The sequence below is a fragment of the Archaeoglobus sp. genome (assembly GCF_017656475.1).
Lineage (GTDB): Archaea > Halobacteriota > Archaeoglobi > Archaeoglobales > Archaeoglobaceae > Archaeoglobus.
Window position 1 is genome coordinate 44,745 of sequence record NZ_JACDNT010000009.1, and the last position, 14,890, is coordinate 59,634.

At 46.5% G+C, this 14,890-nt stretch carries 14 protein-coding genes; 6 read left to right on the forward strand and 8 right to left on the reverse strand.

The window, feature by feature from the left end:
* Positions 1-201: a KEOPS complex subunit Pcc1 gene (locus H0Z19_RS04245; RefSeq protein ID WP_290724155.1), complete on the forward strand. Its 201-nt coding sequence runs from the start codon at positions 1-3 to the stop codon at positions 199-201.
* Here the strand turns inward: H0Z19_RS04245 and H0Z19_RS04250 are convergent.
* From H0Z19_RS04250 to H0Z19_RS04260, 3 genes are all read right to left on the reverse strand, one after another.
* Entirely contained in the window at positions 198-389 is a 192-nt protein-coding gene (locus H0Z19_RS04250; RefSeq protein ID WP_290724157.1) for a hypothetical protein, read from the reverse strand. The two genes, H0Z19_RS04245 and H0Z19_RS04250, sit on opposite strands and share 4 nt — an antisense overlap.
* Positions 390-394: 5 nt before the next feature.
* Complete coding sequence (locus H0Z19_RS04255; protein WP_290724160.1) at positions 395-1,186, reverse strand: septum site-determining protein MinD; 792 nt, start codon at positions 1,184-1,186, stop codon at positions 395-397.
* An 83-nt stretch (positions 1,187-1,269) separates the two neighbouring features.
* On the reverse strand, positions 1,270-2,355 hold the full coding sequence (locus H0Z19_RS04260; RefSeq protein ID WP_290724161.1) for an ORC1-type DNA replication protein: 1,086 nt from the start codon (positions 2,353-2,355) through the stop codon (positions 1,270-1,272).
* Positions 2,356-2,442: 87 nt separating this feature from the next.
* On the opposite strand from H0Z19_RS04260, the gene H0Z19_RS04265 reads away from it, so the two are divergent.
* The 3 genes from H0Z19_RS04265 to H0Z19_RS04275 are packed head-to-tail and all read left to right on the forward strand — an operon-like array spanning position 2,443 to position 5,079.
* Positions 2,443-2,949, forward strand: a complete 507-nt coding sequence (locus H0Z19_RS04265; RefSeq protein WP_290724163.1) for a hypothetical protein — start codon at positions 2,443-2,445, stop codon at positions 2,947-2,949.
* A complete protein-coding gene (locus tag H0Z19_RS04270; protein ID WP_290724165.1) occupies positions 2,949-3,221 on the forward strand; it encodes a hypothetical protein in 273 nt (90 codons plus the stop codon). The genes H0Z19_RS04265 and H0Z19_RS04270 overlap by 1 nt, the downstream gene beginning before the upstream one ends.
* Positions 3,163-5,079 carry a type B DNA-directed DNA polymerase gene (locus H0Z19_RS04275; protein ID WP_290724167.1) on the forward strand — a complete coding sequence of 639 codons (1,917 nt, stop codon included), beginning with the start codon at positions 3,163-3,165 and terminating at the stop codon, positions 5,077-5,079. The genes H0Z19_RS04270 and H0Z19_RS04275 overlap by 59 nt, the downstream gene beginning before the upstream one ends.
* 53 nt (positions 5,080-5,132) lie before the next feature.
* On the opposite strand, the gene H0Z19_RS04280 is transcribed toward H0Z19_RS04275, so the two are convergent.
* From H0Z19_RS04280 to H0Z19_RS04295, 4 genes are all read right to left on the reverse strand, one after another.
* Complete coding sequence (locus tag H0Z19_RS04280) at positions 5,133-6,482, reverse strand: RuvB-like helicase (RefSeq protein WP_290724178.1); 1,350 nt, start codon at positions 6,480-6,482, stop codon at positions 5,133-5,135.
* 160 nt (positions 6,483-6,642) lie between these two features.
* The gene (locus H0Z19_RS04285) at positions 6,643-7,332 is read right to left on the reverse strand and encodes a hypothetical protein (RefSeq protein WP_290724169.1); all 690 of its coding nucleotides are present in this window, start codon (positions 7,330-7,332) and stop codon (positions 6,643-6,645) included.
* 189 nt (positions 7,333-7,521) lie between these two features.
* Positions 7,522-9,879, reverse strand: a complete 2,358-nt coding sequence (locus H0Z19_RS04290; protein WP_290724171.1) for a CARDB domain-containing protein — start codon at positions 9,877-9,879, stop codon at positions 7,522-7,524.
* On the reverse strand, positions 9,813-10,574 hold the full coding sequence (locus H0Z19_RS04295) for a hypothetical protein (protein WP_290724173.1): 762 nt from the start codon (positions 10,572-10,574) through the stop codon (positions 9,813-9,815). The genes H0Z19_RS04290 and H0Z19_RS04295 overlap by 67 nt, the downstream gene beginning before the upstream one ends.
* 165 nt (positions 10,575-10,739) lie before the next feature.
* On the opposite strand from H0Z19_RS04295, the gene purS reads away from it, so the two are divergent.
* The gene (gene purS, locus H0Z19_RS04300) at positions 10,740-10,982 is read left to right on the forward strand and encodes a phosphoribosylformylglycinamidine synthase subunit PurS (RefSeq protein ID WP_290724175.1); all 243 of its coding nucleotides are present in this window, start codon (positions 10,740-10,742) and stop codon (positions 10,980-10,982) included.
* A 4-nt stretch (positions 10,983-10,986) separates the two neighbouring features.
* On the forward strand, positions 10,987-13,284 hold the full coding sequence (gene purL / locus H0Z19_RS04305) for a phosphoribosylformylglycinamidine synthase subunit PurL (protein ID WP_290724176.1): 2,298 nt from the start codon (positions 10,987-10,989) through the stop codon (positions 13,282-13,284).
* Between the two features lie 219 nt (positions 13,285-13,503).
* Here the strand turns inward: purL and H0Z19_RS04310 are convergent.
* The coding region (locus H0Z19_RS04310; protein ID WP_290724177.1) for a CoA-binding protein at positions 13,504-14,890 on the reverse strand (1,387 nt) is incomplete at its 5' end.

Genomic DNA, 14,890 nt, shown 5'->3' on the forward strand with positions numbered 1-14,890 from the left:
TTGGACTCAAAGGATCCTGAGGCAGTTGTCAAAGCTCTAAAGCCGGATGATCCTGAGTGGTGTAAATGCTGGTCAGAGAAGGGCCAAATCATGATAGAGGTTAAGGTTGAGAAAATCGGAACACTTCTTTCGGCACTCGATGATTATCTCATGAACATAAAAATGTGTGAAAAAATATTAGAGGTTCTTGAATATAGTTAAAGTTCTCCCTTCATTCTCTCAAGCCTTGATCTGATTGCAGAAAGCTCATCCTTGGTCACGCTTACCCTTGCTCCAACCTCTCTTAATTCTCTGTTTAAGTCTCTCACTTTTTTTAGTAGCACCAAGTTTAAACCAATGCTAATAAGCAGAAGTAGAATAAGCAGATATCCAAGCAAATCCATAACCATAACTATCACCTTCTCCTAAATATTCTAAGCATTTTTGCCAGAGCTCCTTCCTTCTTTTTCTCCCTAACCTCTGCCGGAACTTTCTTCTTGGGCTTTCCGGCGATAAGATTTGCAAGCTCAGTTATTGCCTTAGCCGCAGGAGAGTTAGGAGCCCTCAAAACAACAGGCTTACCGTAAGCCGCAGCCTTTCTCACTTCTGGGTCTTCTGGGACAAGTCCGATTACCTTCGCCTCAAGAATCGCCTCTATTTCGTTTCTTGCCATCTCAATTCCAAGTGTTGTGATTCTGTTGACAACAACACCGAGAACCTTGGTTCCCAACCTCTCTGCAACTATCTTTGTTTTCAAACCGTCGGTGATTGATGAAATCTCAGGATTCACGACGAGAAGCAATTCCTGTGCTGCGGCTATTGCTATAACGGCACTCCTCTCAAGACCTGCTGGAGCGTCGAGAAGTAATATGTCCGTGCTTTCCATAATTTGTGTAAGCACGTCCTCAAGCTTCTCAGGATTTGCTTTTCTCAGCCCCTCAAGGCTTACACCTGCAGGAACGACCTTAACACCACCCGGCCCAACATATATGGCTTCATCAATTCTCGCTTCTCCAGCAAGCACATTTTGTAGCGTTACAGGCAAACCTTCCATCCCAAGAATGAGTTCCAGATTTGCCATTGTAATGTCTGCATCAACAATTGTAACGTCGTGACCAAGCTGAGCGAGAGCCACACCAAGATTTGCTGTTATCGTTGTTTTTCCTGTCCCTCCTTTTCCTGAAGCGACCGTTATAGTTCTAACCATGATACTCCCTCCATCCTAATACTCATTATGAACTTCTCACTATTTAAATATTTTGAATGTCAAGGCAAAAAATTCATTCGAAACTAAATCAGCTCCATTGCCCTCTCAACGACCTCTGCGTCATACTTCCGGTGTACATACCTCGTCTTACCCCTCCTCTTTTCTCCGAAGGATATTTCAATCAACTTCAGCCTTTCGAGCTTTTCGAGGATGTTGTAGTATTTTCTGTAGCTCATCTTCACCTCGTTGCTCACCTGCTCGTACAGGTCGCCAGTAGAAATCGTGTCGTTGGAGTATATAATTCTCAGAACAGCCCTCTCCTCACTGTTCAATGCTGTGAGAATTTTGGCGACAAAGGATAAAGACTCTCCGGCATGTGCAACCTCAACATCCCTCTCCTCAACTTTTCTGCTTCCCCTGCTTTCTGCGTTCACTCCTGCAGCCTTTAGAAGGTATATCCCATACCTAACATCGCTCGCATTGTAAGCAAGCTCAACAACTCTTCTGAAAGCTCTGCTATCAAAAACACCCTCGTAAAACCCGTATTCAACCCTCTTTCTAAGAATTTCCTTCATCTCCCGGTAGCCGTATGAGGGATAGTGTATCTCCATGTAGTGGAATGACGCACCGACAAAAGGGTCGAGCAGCAGGGGGAATTTGACATCGGTTGCTGCCGCAACAATACCCACCTTAACCCCATACTCGTCAGGCGCTTTGAGGATTTCATACAGAATCTCGTTCGCGTAGGCTTTGCTGAGGAAGTTTATATCGTCAAGGACGATTAAAAGAGGCTCGTCAAGGTTGCTCCACACCCTGTCCATCAGAACCGTTTTGCTTATTCCAGATGGCGGGGACTGCTGTCCGAGAACATCCTGAAAAATCTTTGAGAAGACCTTGTAGGGCTCTCTGAACCTCGGTATTCGTATGTAGGAGTACAGAATTCCTGCCTCGCTCTCCGCCTCCCTGAGAACGTACTTTATTGTCGAAGTTTTTCCCGTTGACGGTGGGCCGAGGCAGAAGGCGTTGATCGGGGATGAGTTGAGCATTGCAGGTCTTATACAGGACACAAGCTGCCTGATCTGGCTATCCCTGAAAAGCAGCTCGTCCGGAACGTAATCCGGATCGAAGATCTCAGGATTTCTGAATATCGTTTCGTCCCATGAGAGCATTAATGTAAAGCACACGTCAATATGTATAATCTTTTTCACTTGCATCCGGGGGTCGAAGCTTATATTGACTTAGAAGCATTACATTATATGATAGAGGTACTTTCGGTTGAGGTGTTTGGGGGGTTTAACGCTGTTGCTGCACCACAAGAGGTATGTCTCGACTTTTTGAACAGATATAGAAGCAGATTTCCGGCATTGTACGTCTGTGGGAACAGATCAAAAGTTCTGGATGGTGTCAGGGGGAACTTCGGGGTTAGGAGAGGCTTCACCATACATCAGGTAATAGAGATTCTCCTTAATGCGTATCAGGACACTGTTTTCATTGAGCATGATGCGATGCTCTTCGAAGACTGCGATTTTCATACTCTCGAAGACTTCGTGATGCTGTTGAGGCAGATAGGGAGAGATAGAACGGTCGTTTACTTCACCACCAAGAGAGACAGAATCTTCGACTTCATAACGACGCTTGCTGATCGCTACATCCTCGTTGAGGCGGAGGAAGGTGGTTACTTCATAGCAGATGTTGATGACGAGGGAATAACTCAGCGTTTCTATCCTAAGAGAGCCGGACAGCTGACACTGGAGGTGTTCTGATGGGAAGGAGTATATCAAGCGTAAGAATGGGGGTAAAAAGAATAGCAGAGAGGTGGGAAAGGACTGCCAAGGCGATGAAGAAAGAGGATAGAGTTTACGCCATAAAGCTCGCCGGCTTGGTGAAGAAGCACAGCAGCGAGGTGTTCTACACCTTCGACGATCCCTTGGAGGCGGCGGTGTTCTCCGTTCTAATTGAGCTCGTGAAGGAGCTTGATGGGGATGTGGATACTGGACTGCTTACCTTTCAGAAACAGCGTCGATCTCTGGATTAAGAAGGAGAATGGAAAGGTTGTTAAAAGAAGATTCAAGTTCGAAAACTACTTTTTTCTGCATTTTCCCGACAGAACTCTTCACGTTGAGCTTTTAGAAGCTCTTGAAACGCGATACAGAGTTGAAGAGTGCACATTCAAAACGATTTATGGAGAATGCGAGGGATACAGAGTTTACGCCGGAAAAAAGGTTGCAGAGATGATAGAAAGGCAGGCCAAGGATGTGAAACTGTACAACGTTGATGTGAGGTTAGAGCAAAAGTTCATGGCTGAAAAGGGGATTTTCCCATGCTCACACATACTCGAAGACGTTTCCGAGAGATTCGAGGTCGATTTCGATTTGCCGTTTGACGTTTTAAAGGTGGGTGTGAAGGGGGACGTATTCAAGCCGGAAATTAGGGAGATAAGCATAAACGGGAGGAGAATTAGGAGTAAAGAGAAAGAACTCATTGAGGAGCTTTCCGGAGTCATTGAGGATCAAAATCCTGACATAATTCTGATGGAAGACGCGGATTTCTGGATGCCGCATATTTGCCTGAAGGCTGTGAGCAGAACCGGAAAGTTCCGCAGACTCTCTCAGAAAATCTACTGGAGCTACGGGAAAGCAAGGTATAGAAAGCAAGCTCTAATACCTGAGGGGAGGATTCTCATAGACACGAACTCCTTCAACTTCAGAGAAGGGGGGCTTAAAGGCATTCTCCTCGCCTCAAGAATCTCTGCGATCTCACCAAACCACGCATCTCGTGTCACTCCCGGGTCGCTCATTTCCCTCTACGAAGTTTTCGAGGCTTTGATGAGGGGCATAGCCGTGCCCTTCAGAAAGAGCGATGCGGAGAGGATGAAGGACTTGGAGGAGCTCAGATTTTCGGACAGGGGAGGGATGATCTTCCAGCCTGAGCCGGGAGTTTATGAGAACGTATGGCAGCTCGACTTCACGTCGATGTATCCGTCAATAATCGTGAAGTACAACCTCTCTCCAGAGAGCATAGGAAGCAAGCGAAGAGGATTTCTGGCTGAGGTTCTCGAACCTCTTTTAAGAATGAGGATAAAAACAAAGAGTCTGAAGAAGAAAAACCCCAGATACGCCGGTGTTGACTCAATCCTGAAGTGGATGCTCGTTACGTGCTTTGGCTACACGGGCTACAGAAATGCCAAGTTCGGTAGAATAGAGGTTCATGAGGAGATAAACAGGATTGGAAGGGAGATTCTGATAAAAATGAAGGAGATTGCAGAGGAAATGGGATTTGAGGTTCTGCACGGGATAGTCGACTGTCTGTGGGTTAGAGGGGGCAACATCGACGAGCTGAAGGCGAGGGTCGAGGAAGAGACTGGCCTGCTTACTGATGTGGAAAAATACGACTGGATAGTCTTTCTTCCAATGAAGGACGGCAGTGGGGCTTACAACCGCTATTACGGCAGGCTTTCCAGCGGAGAAATGAAGCTCAGAGGTGTCATGGCCAGAAGGCGCGACACTCCAGAATACGTGAGAAGAATGCAGATGGAGTGCTTTGAAGTGATGAAAAAGGCCAGAAGCGTAAGAGAGCTTCGCGGGCTTTATCCTGAGCTAATGCAGATTTACAGGAAGCACTCTGAAAACATGAGAGGGGCGAGGCCTGAAGAGATGGTAATAAGGAAAGTTGCAGGAAAAGCAGAGTACGGAAAAAAGCTGCTGGAATCTTCGGCGATTCAAGAGTACAGGAAAGCTGGAATAAGCGTCAAACCGGGGATGGCGATAGAATATGTCGTGGTTGATGCAAGAAGAAAGGTTGTGAGTGTGAGAGGGCATTCAGCCTTTGACGTGAAATACTACAGAAAACTACTTGACAAGGCGTGGGAGGAGGTGAGCTGGTTTTTAAATTAGCAAAAAATAGTTGAGTCAGAGTCAATAACACCCATGAGAAATTGGTTGGAAAATTACATCCCGAGCATCTTCTCCTCCCACTTCTTGAGGTAGGCTGAGCTCTGGCTTACGTCGGCGAAAATGCTCGCAGCTCTCTCCACATCATCAAGTTCCACTTTTCCGGAGTTCCTCATCTTGGCAAACTCGTATGCGGGGGCGAGGAGCTGCACTGCATATCTCAGGCTAGTCTTCTCTCCAATATCGGTGAGCTTCTCCATAGCCTCATCGCTCAGCATCATTCCCGATTCAGCAGCCCTTATCTCGATGATCGTTCTGATCTCATCCCTGCTGTATGGCTCGGTTGTGATGATCAGCAGCCTGTCGAGCAGATCGAGTGGAATGCCGTGTGGGGCGGTGATGTCAGTACCCCTAATCTTCGAAAATCCTCTGTTTGATGCGAGTATTATGATAGGCGCCATCTCCGACTCCATTGCTCTGTTCATGAATGCAAATAGCTCAATGTCCATAAGGTGGGTCTCATCGATGAACAGAACTCCCGGCACAAGCTCCGCTCTTCCCTCTTCAACAAGCTTCTTTACCTGCTCATCCACTGCCTCTCTCACCTCGTTGTCCACCTCTCTACTTGGCGGGGAGAACAGGCTGAAAATGCTCGTCCTTCTCGCATTTGCTTCATCGAGGTCGTGGAGAGTTACGACATACGTGAACTCCTTCTCCTTCTCTACTTTTCCTGAAGGGACTGGCACGACTTCATCATCGCCAAGATCGTACTTCTTTTTGGCTTTCTCACTCCTTCCAAGCTTGCTAATCCTTCCGGTCTCCTTGTCGATCACTATAACATCTCCGACCTCTATTCCCTGAGCCATGAACTGCATGGCCAGTCTTCCTCCAACGCTGAAGGTTCTTTTCTCATCTTTTGTTGCAAGGGTTAGCGTTGCTGATTCGGGAATCTTCTGCGTTGGGTTGTAAGGATTAGGAACCATGTTGTAGTCGAGACCTGCCACCTCACCCTCAAGAACCGTTCTCGTTTCCCTTATTCTGACACCAATAGCCTTCCTCATTGCCTGAATGAGTGCTTCAGTTTTCTTTATCTCCGCACTGTAAAACTCACTCGCTGACACCTGCACGAACGGGATGTCTTTTCCAAGCTCCTTGCTTATTGCCACAGCTATGGCGGTTTTTCCCGTCCCAGGAGGGCCGGCGATCAGTATTCCCCTACCAGCCATCTTTCCTGATTTTATCAGCCTTACTACGACTCCTGCAGCCTCTCTTGCCTTTTTCTGGCCAACAAGTCCGTCTGCAACGTCCTTAGCCCTTAAGTTCTCATCCAGTCCCAGACCGCGAATGTGTGAGTGAGCGCTTATCCTCTCAAAAGTTTGAGCAATCTCTCTAATCTCGCCCGCCATAGCCACCACCAAAATTGGTGGAAAAGTAGGACTATATAAAGATTCCACTTTAGATGCGTTGGTGACCTATTGAAATGTTGAAGTAGTTTTGCAAGAAGCGTGTTGAAGTCCATTGGAAGGATTTTTATTTAAAAATCTTTTAAAATAAAAATTAAAAAACTTAGTAAAGAACCTCTCCTCCCTCTTCGTTAACTTTGAGAATGATCTTTTGATCTATCTGCTGGTAATCAAATCTGCTTTTTTCCAGAAACAGAGTTACGGTCAATGGATATTCACCACTCTGTTCCGGCAGTACTATTTCAAAGGTAAAACTCTTCGCCTCATCTGCAGAAATTTCAAACTTATACCGCACGTTTGATTTTAGCTCAAATCCAATTGGTAATCTCTTTATTCCGACCATTCCGTTGCAGTTGGAGTAGGCCCTGACATTTGCGGTTATGTTTACAGATGATCCTAGTTTTAACTCTCCGTCAACATCCACTGCAAGCTCCCCAAGCGCTTCGGGCGGGTAGTAATCGCGGATAATGTCCAACGCCGCATAAGCCGCAGCGACCACATTTTGATCATCAGACGTGGTTGCAACGTCTTTCAAATACTCGACCACTCTATCACTGTCGTTCAGCATAATTGCAATCTGAGCCATTTCCAGTATCGCCGTTTCTTTTTCTTTCGGTGATGAATCTCCATCAATTATTTCCTTGAACTTCTCAAAATAACTGCTGTCGAGAGTTACATTGTAAACAATGGAAGACTGATTTTTTTGCTCAATTCCAGGCTTTTCCTCTGGTTGTGTGCACAAAGAAACCATGGACGCCAACAAAATTGCCAGAAAGAGTAAAATCCACCTCATATTATCACCTACACGCATTGTAATGCACAAATATCTGCTCAACTCTGCTAAGCATGGTCGAATCGAGCCTGTGATCCAGCTTATTATGCATTTCACAGAGATCAGGCGCGTCATACCAGTGATCGAGCTCGCTGTCCAGCATCTTGAAGATGATGTCATCAAGCCCTTCAACAGTGTCAAAAGGCTCATCTATGTATCCGGCGAACTGGAATTGTCAAACATGTCCCACAGCACCGCTGCCACGGTTGCTTCAATATCGTCATCCGACTTGGTGCAGTAGGGGTCTTCGATTGAGGAGTATCCTACATTTGGATGCGATAGATGGCTGTTTAGAGCAACTATTAATGTACCATAGTACTCGGCAAACCCCTCGCTCCATGCGAACTCTGTGTCATCTTTGTCGGAGCAGAATGTGTGAGAAGAGTCTCCTGTGTACACATCCTCTTCGCTTATATGATCTTCAAGAAAATGACCGTATTCGTGGATAACAGTACCATCATCAAATCCATGGTCGCCCCGTGGACCTCTGTATAGTGTTATTTCATCCCACCAGTGAGGATCATACTCCGACCAATCATCGTCAGGGTACTGCACGTCAACTCTTCCAATACCGTCATCATCGCTTCTGTGGAAGTCTGCATAAGCCCTGGCAGCAAGCAGAGCATCAGCTATGTTCAGATAAACCGACCCGCCTTGAATTTGGTGAGTACTTCCTCCACAAATGCAGAGGTCAAATAAGCAGTAATTTTTTGGTTCCATCCAGTAAGCGCTGAAGTCATGGTTTGTGTCCTTTCCGATCCTCAGTTCACCCAGATCAACTCTTCCCTTGTCTGGCACAGTAATTTCAGTGGAGAGGAACCAGACATATTCGTTACAGTAATCCAGGTCTCTCGCTATTTTTGCAGCGTAGTTTATATCCCATGGCTCAATCTTAATTCTGAATTTCTTTCCAGCAAGGTTTTGTGATAAAGGTATTCGGAAATTGCCGTCGCTGTCTGTCAGGAAAGGACCCCATTTAATGTCTCCATCTGTTCTAAACTTTATAAACTTGGCTGGAAGCCAGCTCCCATCATCATCTTCATACACAATTCTTCCCCTGACCTCAACAAAACCGCAGGGGATGCAGTAATGCCCACCACAGTCAATTCCTACTTCATCTCTGTTTCTGACACCGTCGTCACACCCTACACCTTCTATAGTTATAGTTTTAGTGATGCAGTTATTTGTCTCCATGGGAACCTCATCAACAAAGTTTCCGCTGTCTGCACAAACACTTATACGATTTTCTGGCCACTGGGCAGTAAATCCTGATACTCTAAGCTCCACGCTCTCATCGGGGTCGAGTGGTGGGATAGAGGAGCTTCCAGCAGGGTTGTAGTTGACTGTCACCTCCGCGTTAGTAGCACTGCTCGCAGCGAGACCGATGTTTCTAACTCTGAAAACTATGTCAAGGTCAGAAACCCCTTCACCCTCAATCCATACATCCTCGACAGTCAGATCGGGCTTTATCAGCGGATATTCCACACACTGGATTGTGACACTTTTTTCATTGTTGCCTTCGTCGGATTCAGCAACATCGTTGTTGACATCTGCCTTTACTGTCAGCGTGTCGCTGGTGCCACTGCAACTCTCCCAGTCATATTGGTAACTGAAAGTTTTTGTTATTGACTCACCGGGAGCGAGCGGGGGAAGATACTCATATGCGTGAAGTACATTATCGATAAGCAAACCGGTCTCTGAATTACACGAGTAGTCGTTTCCAATGTTTTTAACCGTGTAGCTTATCACTGATTTGAGGGGGTAACTTTCTCCATTGGCCAATAGTAGTTCCTCTACAACCGAGGTAGTTACATTGCTCACTACAAGATCCGCTGTTCCTGATGGCATAGGGACGCATTCGGTGGTAAAGGTAAACTCGTTGTCATCCTCGTTGCTCTCCGGAACGTAGTTTCTGTTATCAACAACAATTCTGATGGTGTCTGTATTTCCAGAACAGTACATGTTATAGTTCATCTCCACTGTTGCAGTTTCTCCGGGTTGTAAAGCGGGAATGCTAAATGATCCGGCTGAATTGTCATCGATGTATAACCATCCGTTAGTTGCCGGAGATGCTTGATTGCCTGCATTCTTGACAACAACCACAACGCTGCTGTTCTGGTAGTTAAGCGCCCTGCAGTAGTCTGCGTAGTCAATGTACGCATCGCTTACTTTAAGATTTGGCATACCTCTCCCGCTGCACTGGAAGGGACGAGGATTTTTGTAGTAGTTGTTGTTCTCATCGGATTCTGCAACTTCTTTGTAGTAGTCAGCCTCTGCTGAAACGGTGTCGGTGATTCCTTCACAGGGGTGGGGGTAGCTCAGCCTTGCTACTGTATTTTCGTTCACACCAAGTCCATTAACCTCCACCTCTCCAACGTAGTCGCCATCAATGAAGAAGGCAACGGTAAAACTACCAGCGTACCCGTCACCTCTGTTGTAAATCAAAGCCCTGAGTTCAGAGTAAACCCCTGGTGTGGTGTTGTACCACCAAACATCGCTAATAGCCAAATCTGGCTTTCCTCTTGAATAGCAGTATTTTTCCTGCCCTTTTTCATAGCTGCAAAACAGACCGGTTGGTCCATCCCATTTTTCTCTGCTTCTTCCGGAGTTAAATACTCAGTTCCTTCAGGACACTCAACAACCTCTCTATAACAGTACATCGGTGTTTTTGTAAGAGCTGCAAGTCCTGAGATCTGGTATCCACATACTTCATCGGAAAGTCGGACGTAGTTTCCGGAAGCTTGCTCTGCCGTCATGCAGCTCCAGTTCTCAGGACACTCGATGAAAACGTCGAAAGTGCATGAAGTGTCGTATTCATGGCAAATTTCTCCTTTGCCTGTCAGAACGCAAACTCCTGGGTATACTTCCAACTCTCCTGAGTTTGCAGGTTTAAATGAGGATTTGACCTGTAGGCCTTTTCCTGGGTCTAAATTGACGCCATTGTAGAACGAAAAAACATCACCAGCACTGGTCTTGAGGAAAACGCCCCCTTTGCCGACCTTCACTGGCTCTGAACCGACATTTTCCACATAGAAACTGTAGTAAACCGTATCTCCAACTCTAACCGGTTTATCGGCAGAAACGGTAAAATCTGAGAGTTTTAGGTATCCCCACGTCCCACTCTCTCCCTGTTCGCAAATGGTTGATGCAGTTACGGCCGACATCGAAAGCAGCATGGCTATTAGAACCAATTCCACCCTCATTCAACCACCATTTAAGTTAAGAACAGCCAGAGGCGTTCTCAACTCTCTCCCTCCTTTTTTGGATTCTTCCTATATAAAAGTTATTATTTATTACATGAAGATTATCATTACAATTATACACTGTCATATCGCTTGATTTTTAAAGTCAGGTGTGAAAAGACCACTATGATTGCCGACGTTTACATCGAGCTGAAGGAAGGTGTTGCCGATCCTGAAGGTGAGGCAACGCTCAAGGCTCTCAGGCTGCTCGGTTTTAAGAGGGTTAAGAAGGTCTCAACCGTGAAAGTTTTTCGCATAGACATCGAATCGAGGAGCAAAGAGGATGCGGAAAGAGAAATTGAGGAGATGTGCGAAAAGCTACTCGCCAATCCTGTCATCCAGAAGTACAGCATAGTCTGGAGAGAGTGAGAGCATGTACAGGAAAGTCGATGTACCTTTCGAGCTTTACGAAATCCTCATTCTGGATGCTGACGATGAGCAGCTTGCCAAAATCAGTGAGGAGCTCGGACTGGCTTTGAATGTGGATGAAATGAAGAGAATCAAAGAATACTTCCGTCAAAAAGGAAGAAATCCATACGACATTGAGCTTCAAAGCATTGCCCAAGCTTGGAGTGAGCACTGCTGCTACAAGAGCTCCAAATACTACCTGAGACAGTACCTTCTCGAAGCGTCAAAAGCACCTCACGTCATATCTGCTATAGAGGAGGACGCAGGGGTTGTGGAATTCGATGAGAAGTACGCTTACGTTACAGCCTTTGAGAGTCACAACCACCCCTCGGCAATAGAGCCATATGGTGGGGCTGCGACGGGAATTGGTGGAATTCTAAGAGATGTGCTCTGCATGGGTGCGCAGCCTGTAGCTCTAATCGACCCCCTGTTTTTCGGAAATCTTGACACGCCTTACGAGAAGCTTCCGAAGGGAACAAAACACCCTCTTTACCTGCTCAAAGGTGTTGTTGCCGGCATAAGGGACTACGGCAACAGGGTTGGAATCCCAACTGTTGCAGGAATGGTTTTCTTCGACGATTCCTACCTCACCAACTGCCTCGTTAATGTGGGCTGTGTTGGGATAGTCAGAAAAGATAAAATTGTCCACAGCCGTGCCGGTGGGGCCGGAGATCTCTTTGTGCTTGCCGGTGGTAAGACTGGGAGGGATGGTATTCACGGCGTAACCTTCGCCTCTGCTGAGCTTGACGAGAAGAGTGAGGAGGAAGCAAGAGGAGCTGTTCAGCTTGGAAATCCGATAATGAAGGAACCACTCATCCACGCCTGCCTTGAGGTTGTTGAGAAAGGATTGCTGACGGGAATGAAGGACTTGGGCGGTGGAGGGTTGAGCTGCGTTATTGGAGAGATGGCTCTGGCCGCTGGATATGGGGCGGAGGTTTATCTGGACAAGGTTCCGCTGAAGGAGGAAGGGATGGCCCCCTGGGAGATATGGATTTCAGAGAGCCAGGAGAGGATGATGCTAACTGTAAGGCCTGAGCATATTGATGAGGTGCTTTACATTTTCCAGAAGTGGGATGTTCCGGCTACAGTCGTTGGAAAGGTCATTCCTGAGAAAGTCACAAGAATTTACTACAAAGGATACAAAATTTACGAGATGGACACGGAGTTCGTTACTGGTGGCCCCGAATACTGCCGCCCTTACGTTGCAAAAAAGCCCGAAAAGGAGCTGCATGAAGAAGTTAAACCCCCTGAAGACTACGTAAAGGTCTTTTTGAAAATGCTCTCCCACCCGAATGTTGCGTTTAAGGAGTGGATTGTCAGGCAGTATGATCATGAAGTGAGGGCCTCGACAATTCTGAAGCCCTTACAGGGCAGAGTGAACTTTGAAACGCACGGTGATGCGGCGGTAGTAAAGCCGACAAGGTCGTTTAAAGGGCTTGCGATTACAGCCGACGTCAATCCGTGGATGTGCAAGATAGACCCCTACTGGGGCTCCGCCAGCTCCTTCGACGAGATGGTGAGAAATCTTGTGGCAGTTAATTCCACTCCGCACTCTTTCAACGACTGCCTGAACTTCGGCAACCCGGAGAAGCCTGAGAGAATGGGGGAGTTTGTTGAGGCTGTGAAGGCGATAGGGTGGATGGCCAGAGGAACAGCAATTCCGTGCGTCAGCGGGAATGTTAGCTTCTACAACGAAACGCCCTATGGTTCTGTGGCTCCGACTCCTTCCCTGCTCGGCGTGGGCATAGTGGAGGATGTCAGGAAGGCAATAACGAGCGAGTTCAAAGGCAAGGGGGCGGTGGTACTTGTTGGTGAGACTGAAAAGGAGTTTGGTGGGAGCCTGTATTCTGCAGTAATGCGGCAGAGATGCTATATAGTCCCAAGAACATCCCCTGAAAGGCTCAAGGCTTACAGCGATGCCATGCTTGAATCCTTCAGAAAGTTTGAGGTTAAAGCCTGTCATGATGTCAGCATGGGTGGGATAGCGGTCTGTATTGCGGAGATGAGCTTCGGGAGAGGCGTGGGTTTTGATACTGTGCGGGAGCTAAGCTTTGTTGAACTGTTTTCCGAGTCTAACACAAGGTGGGTGGCTGAAGTTTCCGAAAGTCATGCAGAGAACTATGTGCACTTTTTCAGGGAGAGAGGACTTAGGGCAGAAATCATAGGGTACAGCAGTGGAGATAAGCTGAACTTCGGGACATTCAGCGTAGAGCTTGATGATGCAGACGGGGCTTGGAGGGAGGGACTTACAAAATTTTTATAATTTTATACGATAACATTGAAATTTTTCATCATAATCACATTACAGTTATTATAATGGCAATAATAATATAATTTAGCGAAAAAACTATATACTTCCGCATCTAATTTAAACTATGCTAGAATTAAAAAGATTTCGGGAGATAAAAGAATCCGTCTCTAAGAATACCGACAAACTAACGAGAATGGACATTTTCGAGATGGTAAGAAAAAAGAAGAGAATTCAAGATTGAACACTCTTCTTGGCGTATTTCGTTACCTTTCCGAGAACATTTACTGCGTTTATCACGTTTGAATAAACCGGAATGCCGTTGAGTTCAAGAGCGTTCTTGTGGTCGAAAACAACGTCTCTCGCCCCCTCAACGCAGAAGTAAATGGGCTTGCCGTATTTCTTCAGACTCTTGTAGTCTGGCTCGAAGTCGGCGTTTATTAGTCTGTTTGCCCAGACACATGCGATGACGGAATCCACACCCTCGTCCTCCATCACAGCCTCTATTGCAGTCTGATATGCCCTGAAGGCTCCGTAGTATTCAACCATTGGCCAGATGTCTATCGGGTTGTTTACGTTGTGCCATTCGGGTGTTACCTCACTTATCCTTTCCACGGTCTCTTTTGAGAACTCTGCAAGCTTTAATCCTGCAAAGTATGCCGCATCTGACCCCTGAACACAGCCTGAGCCAGTGTAATGTATGATTGCCACTCTATTTCCTTTTGGAAGTGGCTGCAGGGAAAATGCCTTGGTAACGTCAAAAAGCTCGTCAAAGCTGTGGACTCTGACCAGGTTCGCCTGATTGCAAACCGAATCAAAAACATCATCATCTCCACAAATTGAAGCAGTATGGCTCATCGCTGCCTTCTGCCCGTATTCTGTCCTACCACTCTTAAAAACGACGATGGGCTTTTCAGCCTTAGCGGCAACATCGTAAAAAGCTCTCCCGTTCTTCACACCTTCCATGTACATGCCTATAACCTTGGTCTGCTCATCTCTTAAGAGAAAATCCAGAACCTCGTAGTCCTCAACGTCTATCTTGTTGCCCATCCCCACAATTTTGCTGAAGCCGATACTTGGATGGTTTGTGGTGACTATGTCCATCATAATCCCGAGAAAGAGCCCAGTCTGTGCGATTATGCCAATACTCCCCTTTTTGATAACGGGCTGTATTGCAAAGGAGGTTATGAATCCGTTTTCAGTGTTGAGCACACCTGTTGTGTTGGGTCCAAAAATTCTTATTCCATGCTTCTTGGCGGTTTCGAGAACTCTTCTTTCATATTCAGCCCCCTTCTCCCCCTCCTCACTGAAGCCGGAGCTTACAATAACTGCCCCCTTTATCCCCTTCTGAGCACACTCTTCCATTGCATCCGGAACCAGTCTTGCGGGAACGGCAATTATCGCCACGTCAACCTCATCTGGAATGTCGAGAATTGAAGGGTAGCACTTCAACTCGAGGATTTTATCTGCGTTGGGGTTTACTGGGTAAATTTTGCCACTGAATCCATTCTGCTTAAGGTTCCAGACTATGTTGAATCCTGGCTTGCCTACTGTTCTTGAGGCTCCTATTACAGCAACGCTTTTCGGATAGAAAAGGTCTCTCAAATCAGGAATGGTGTAG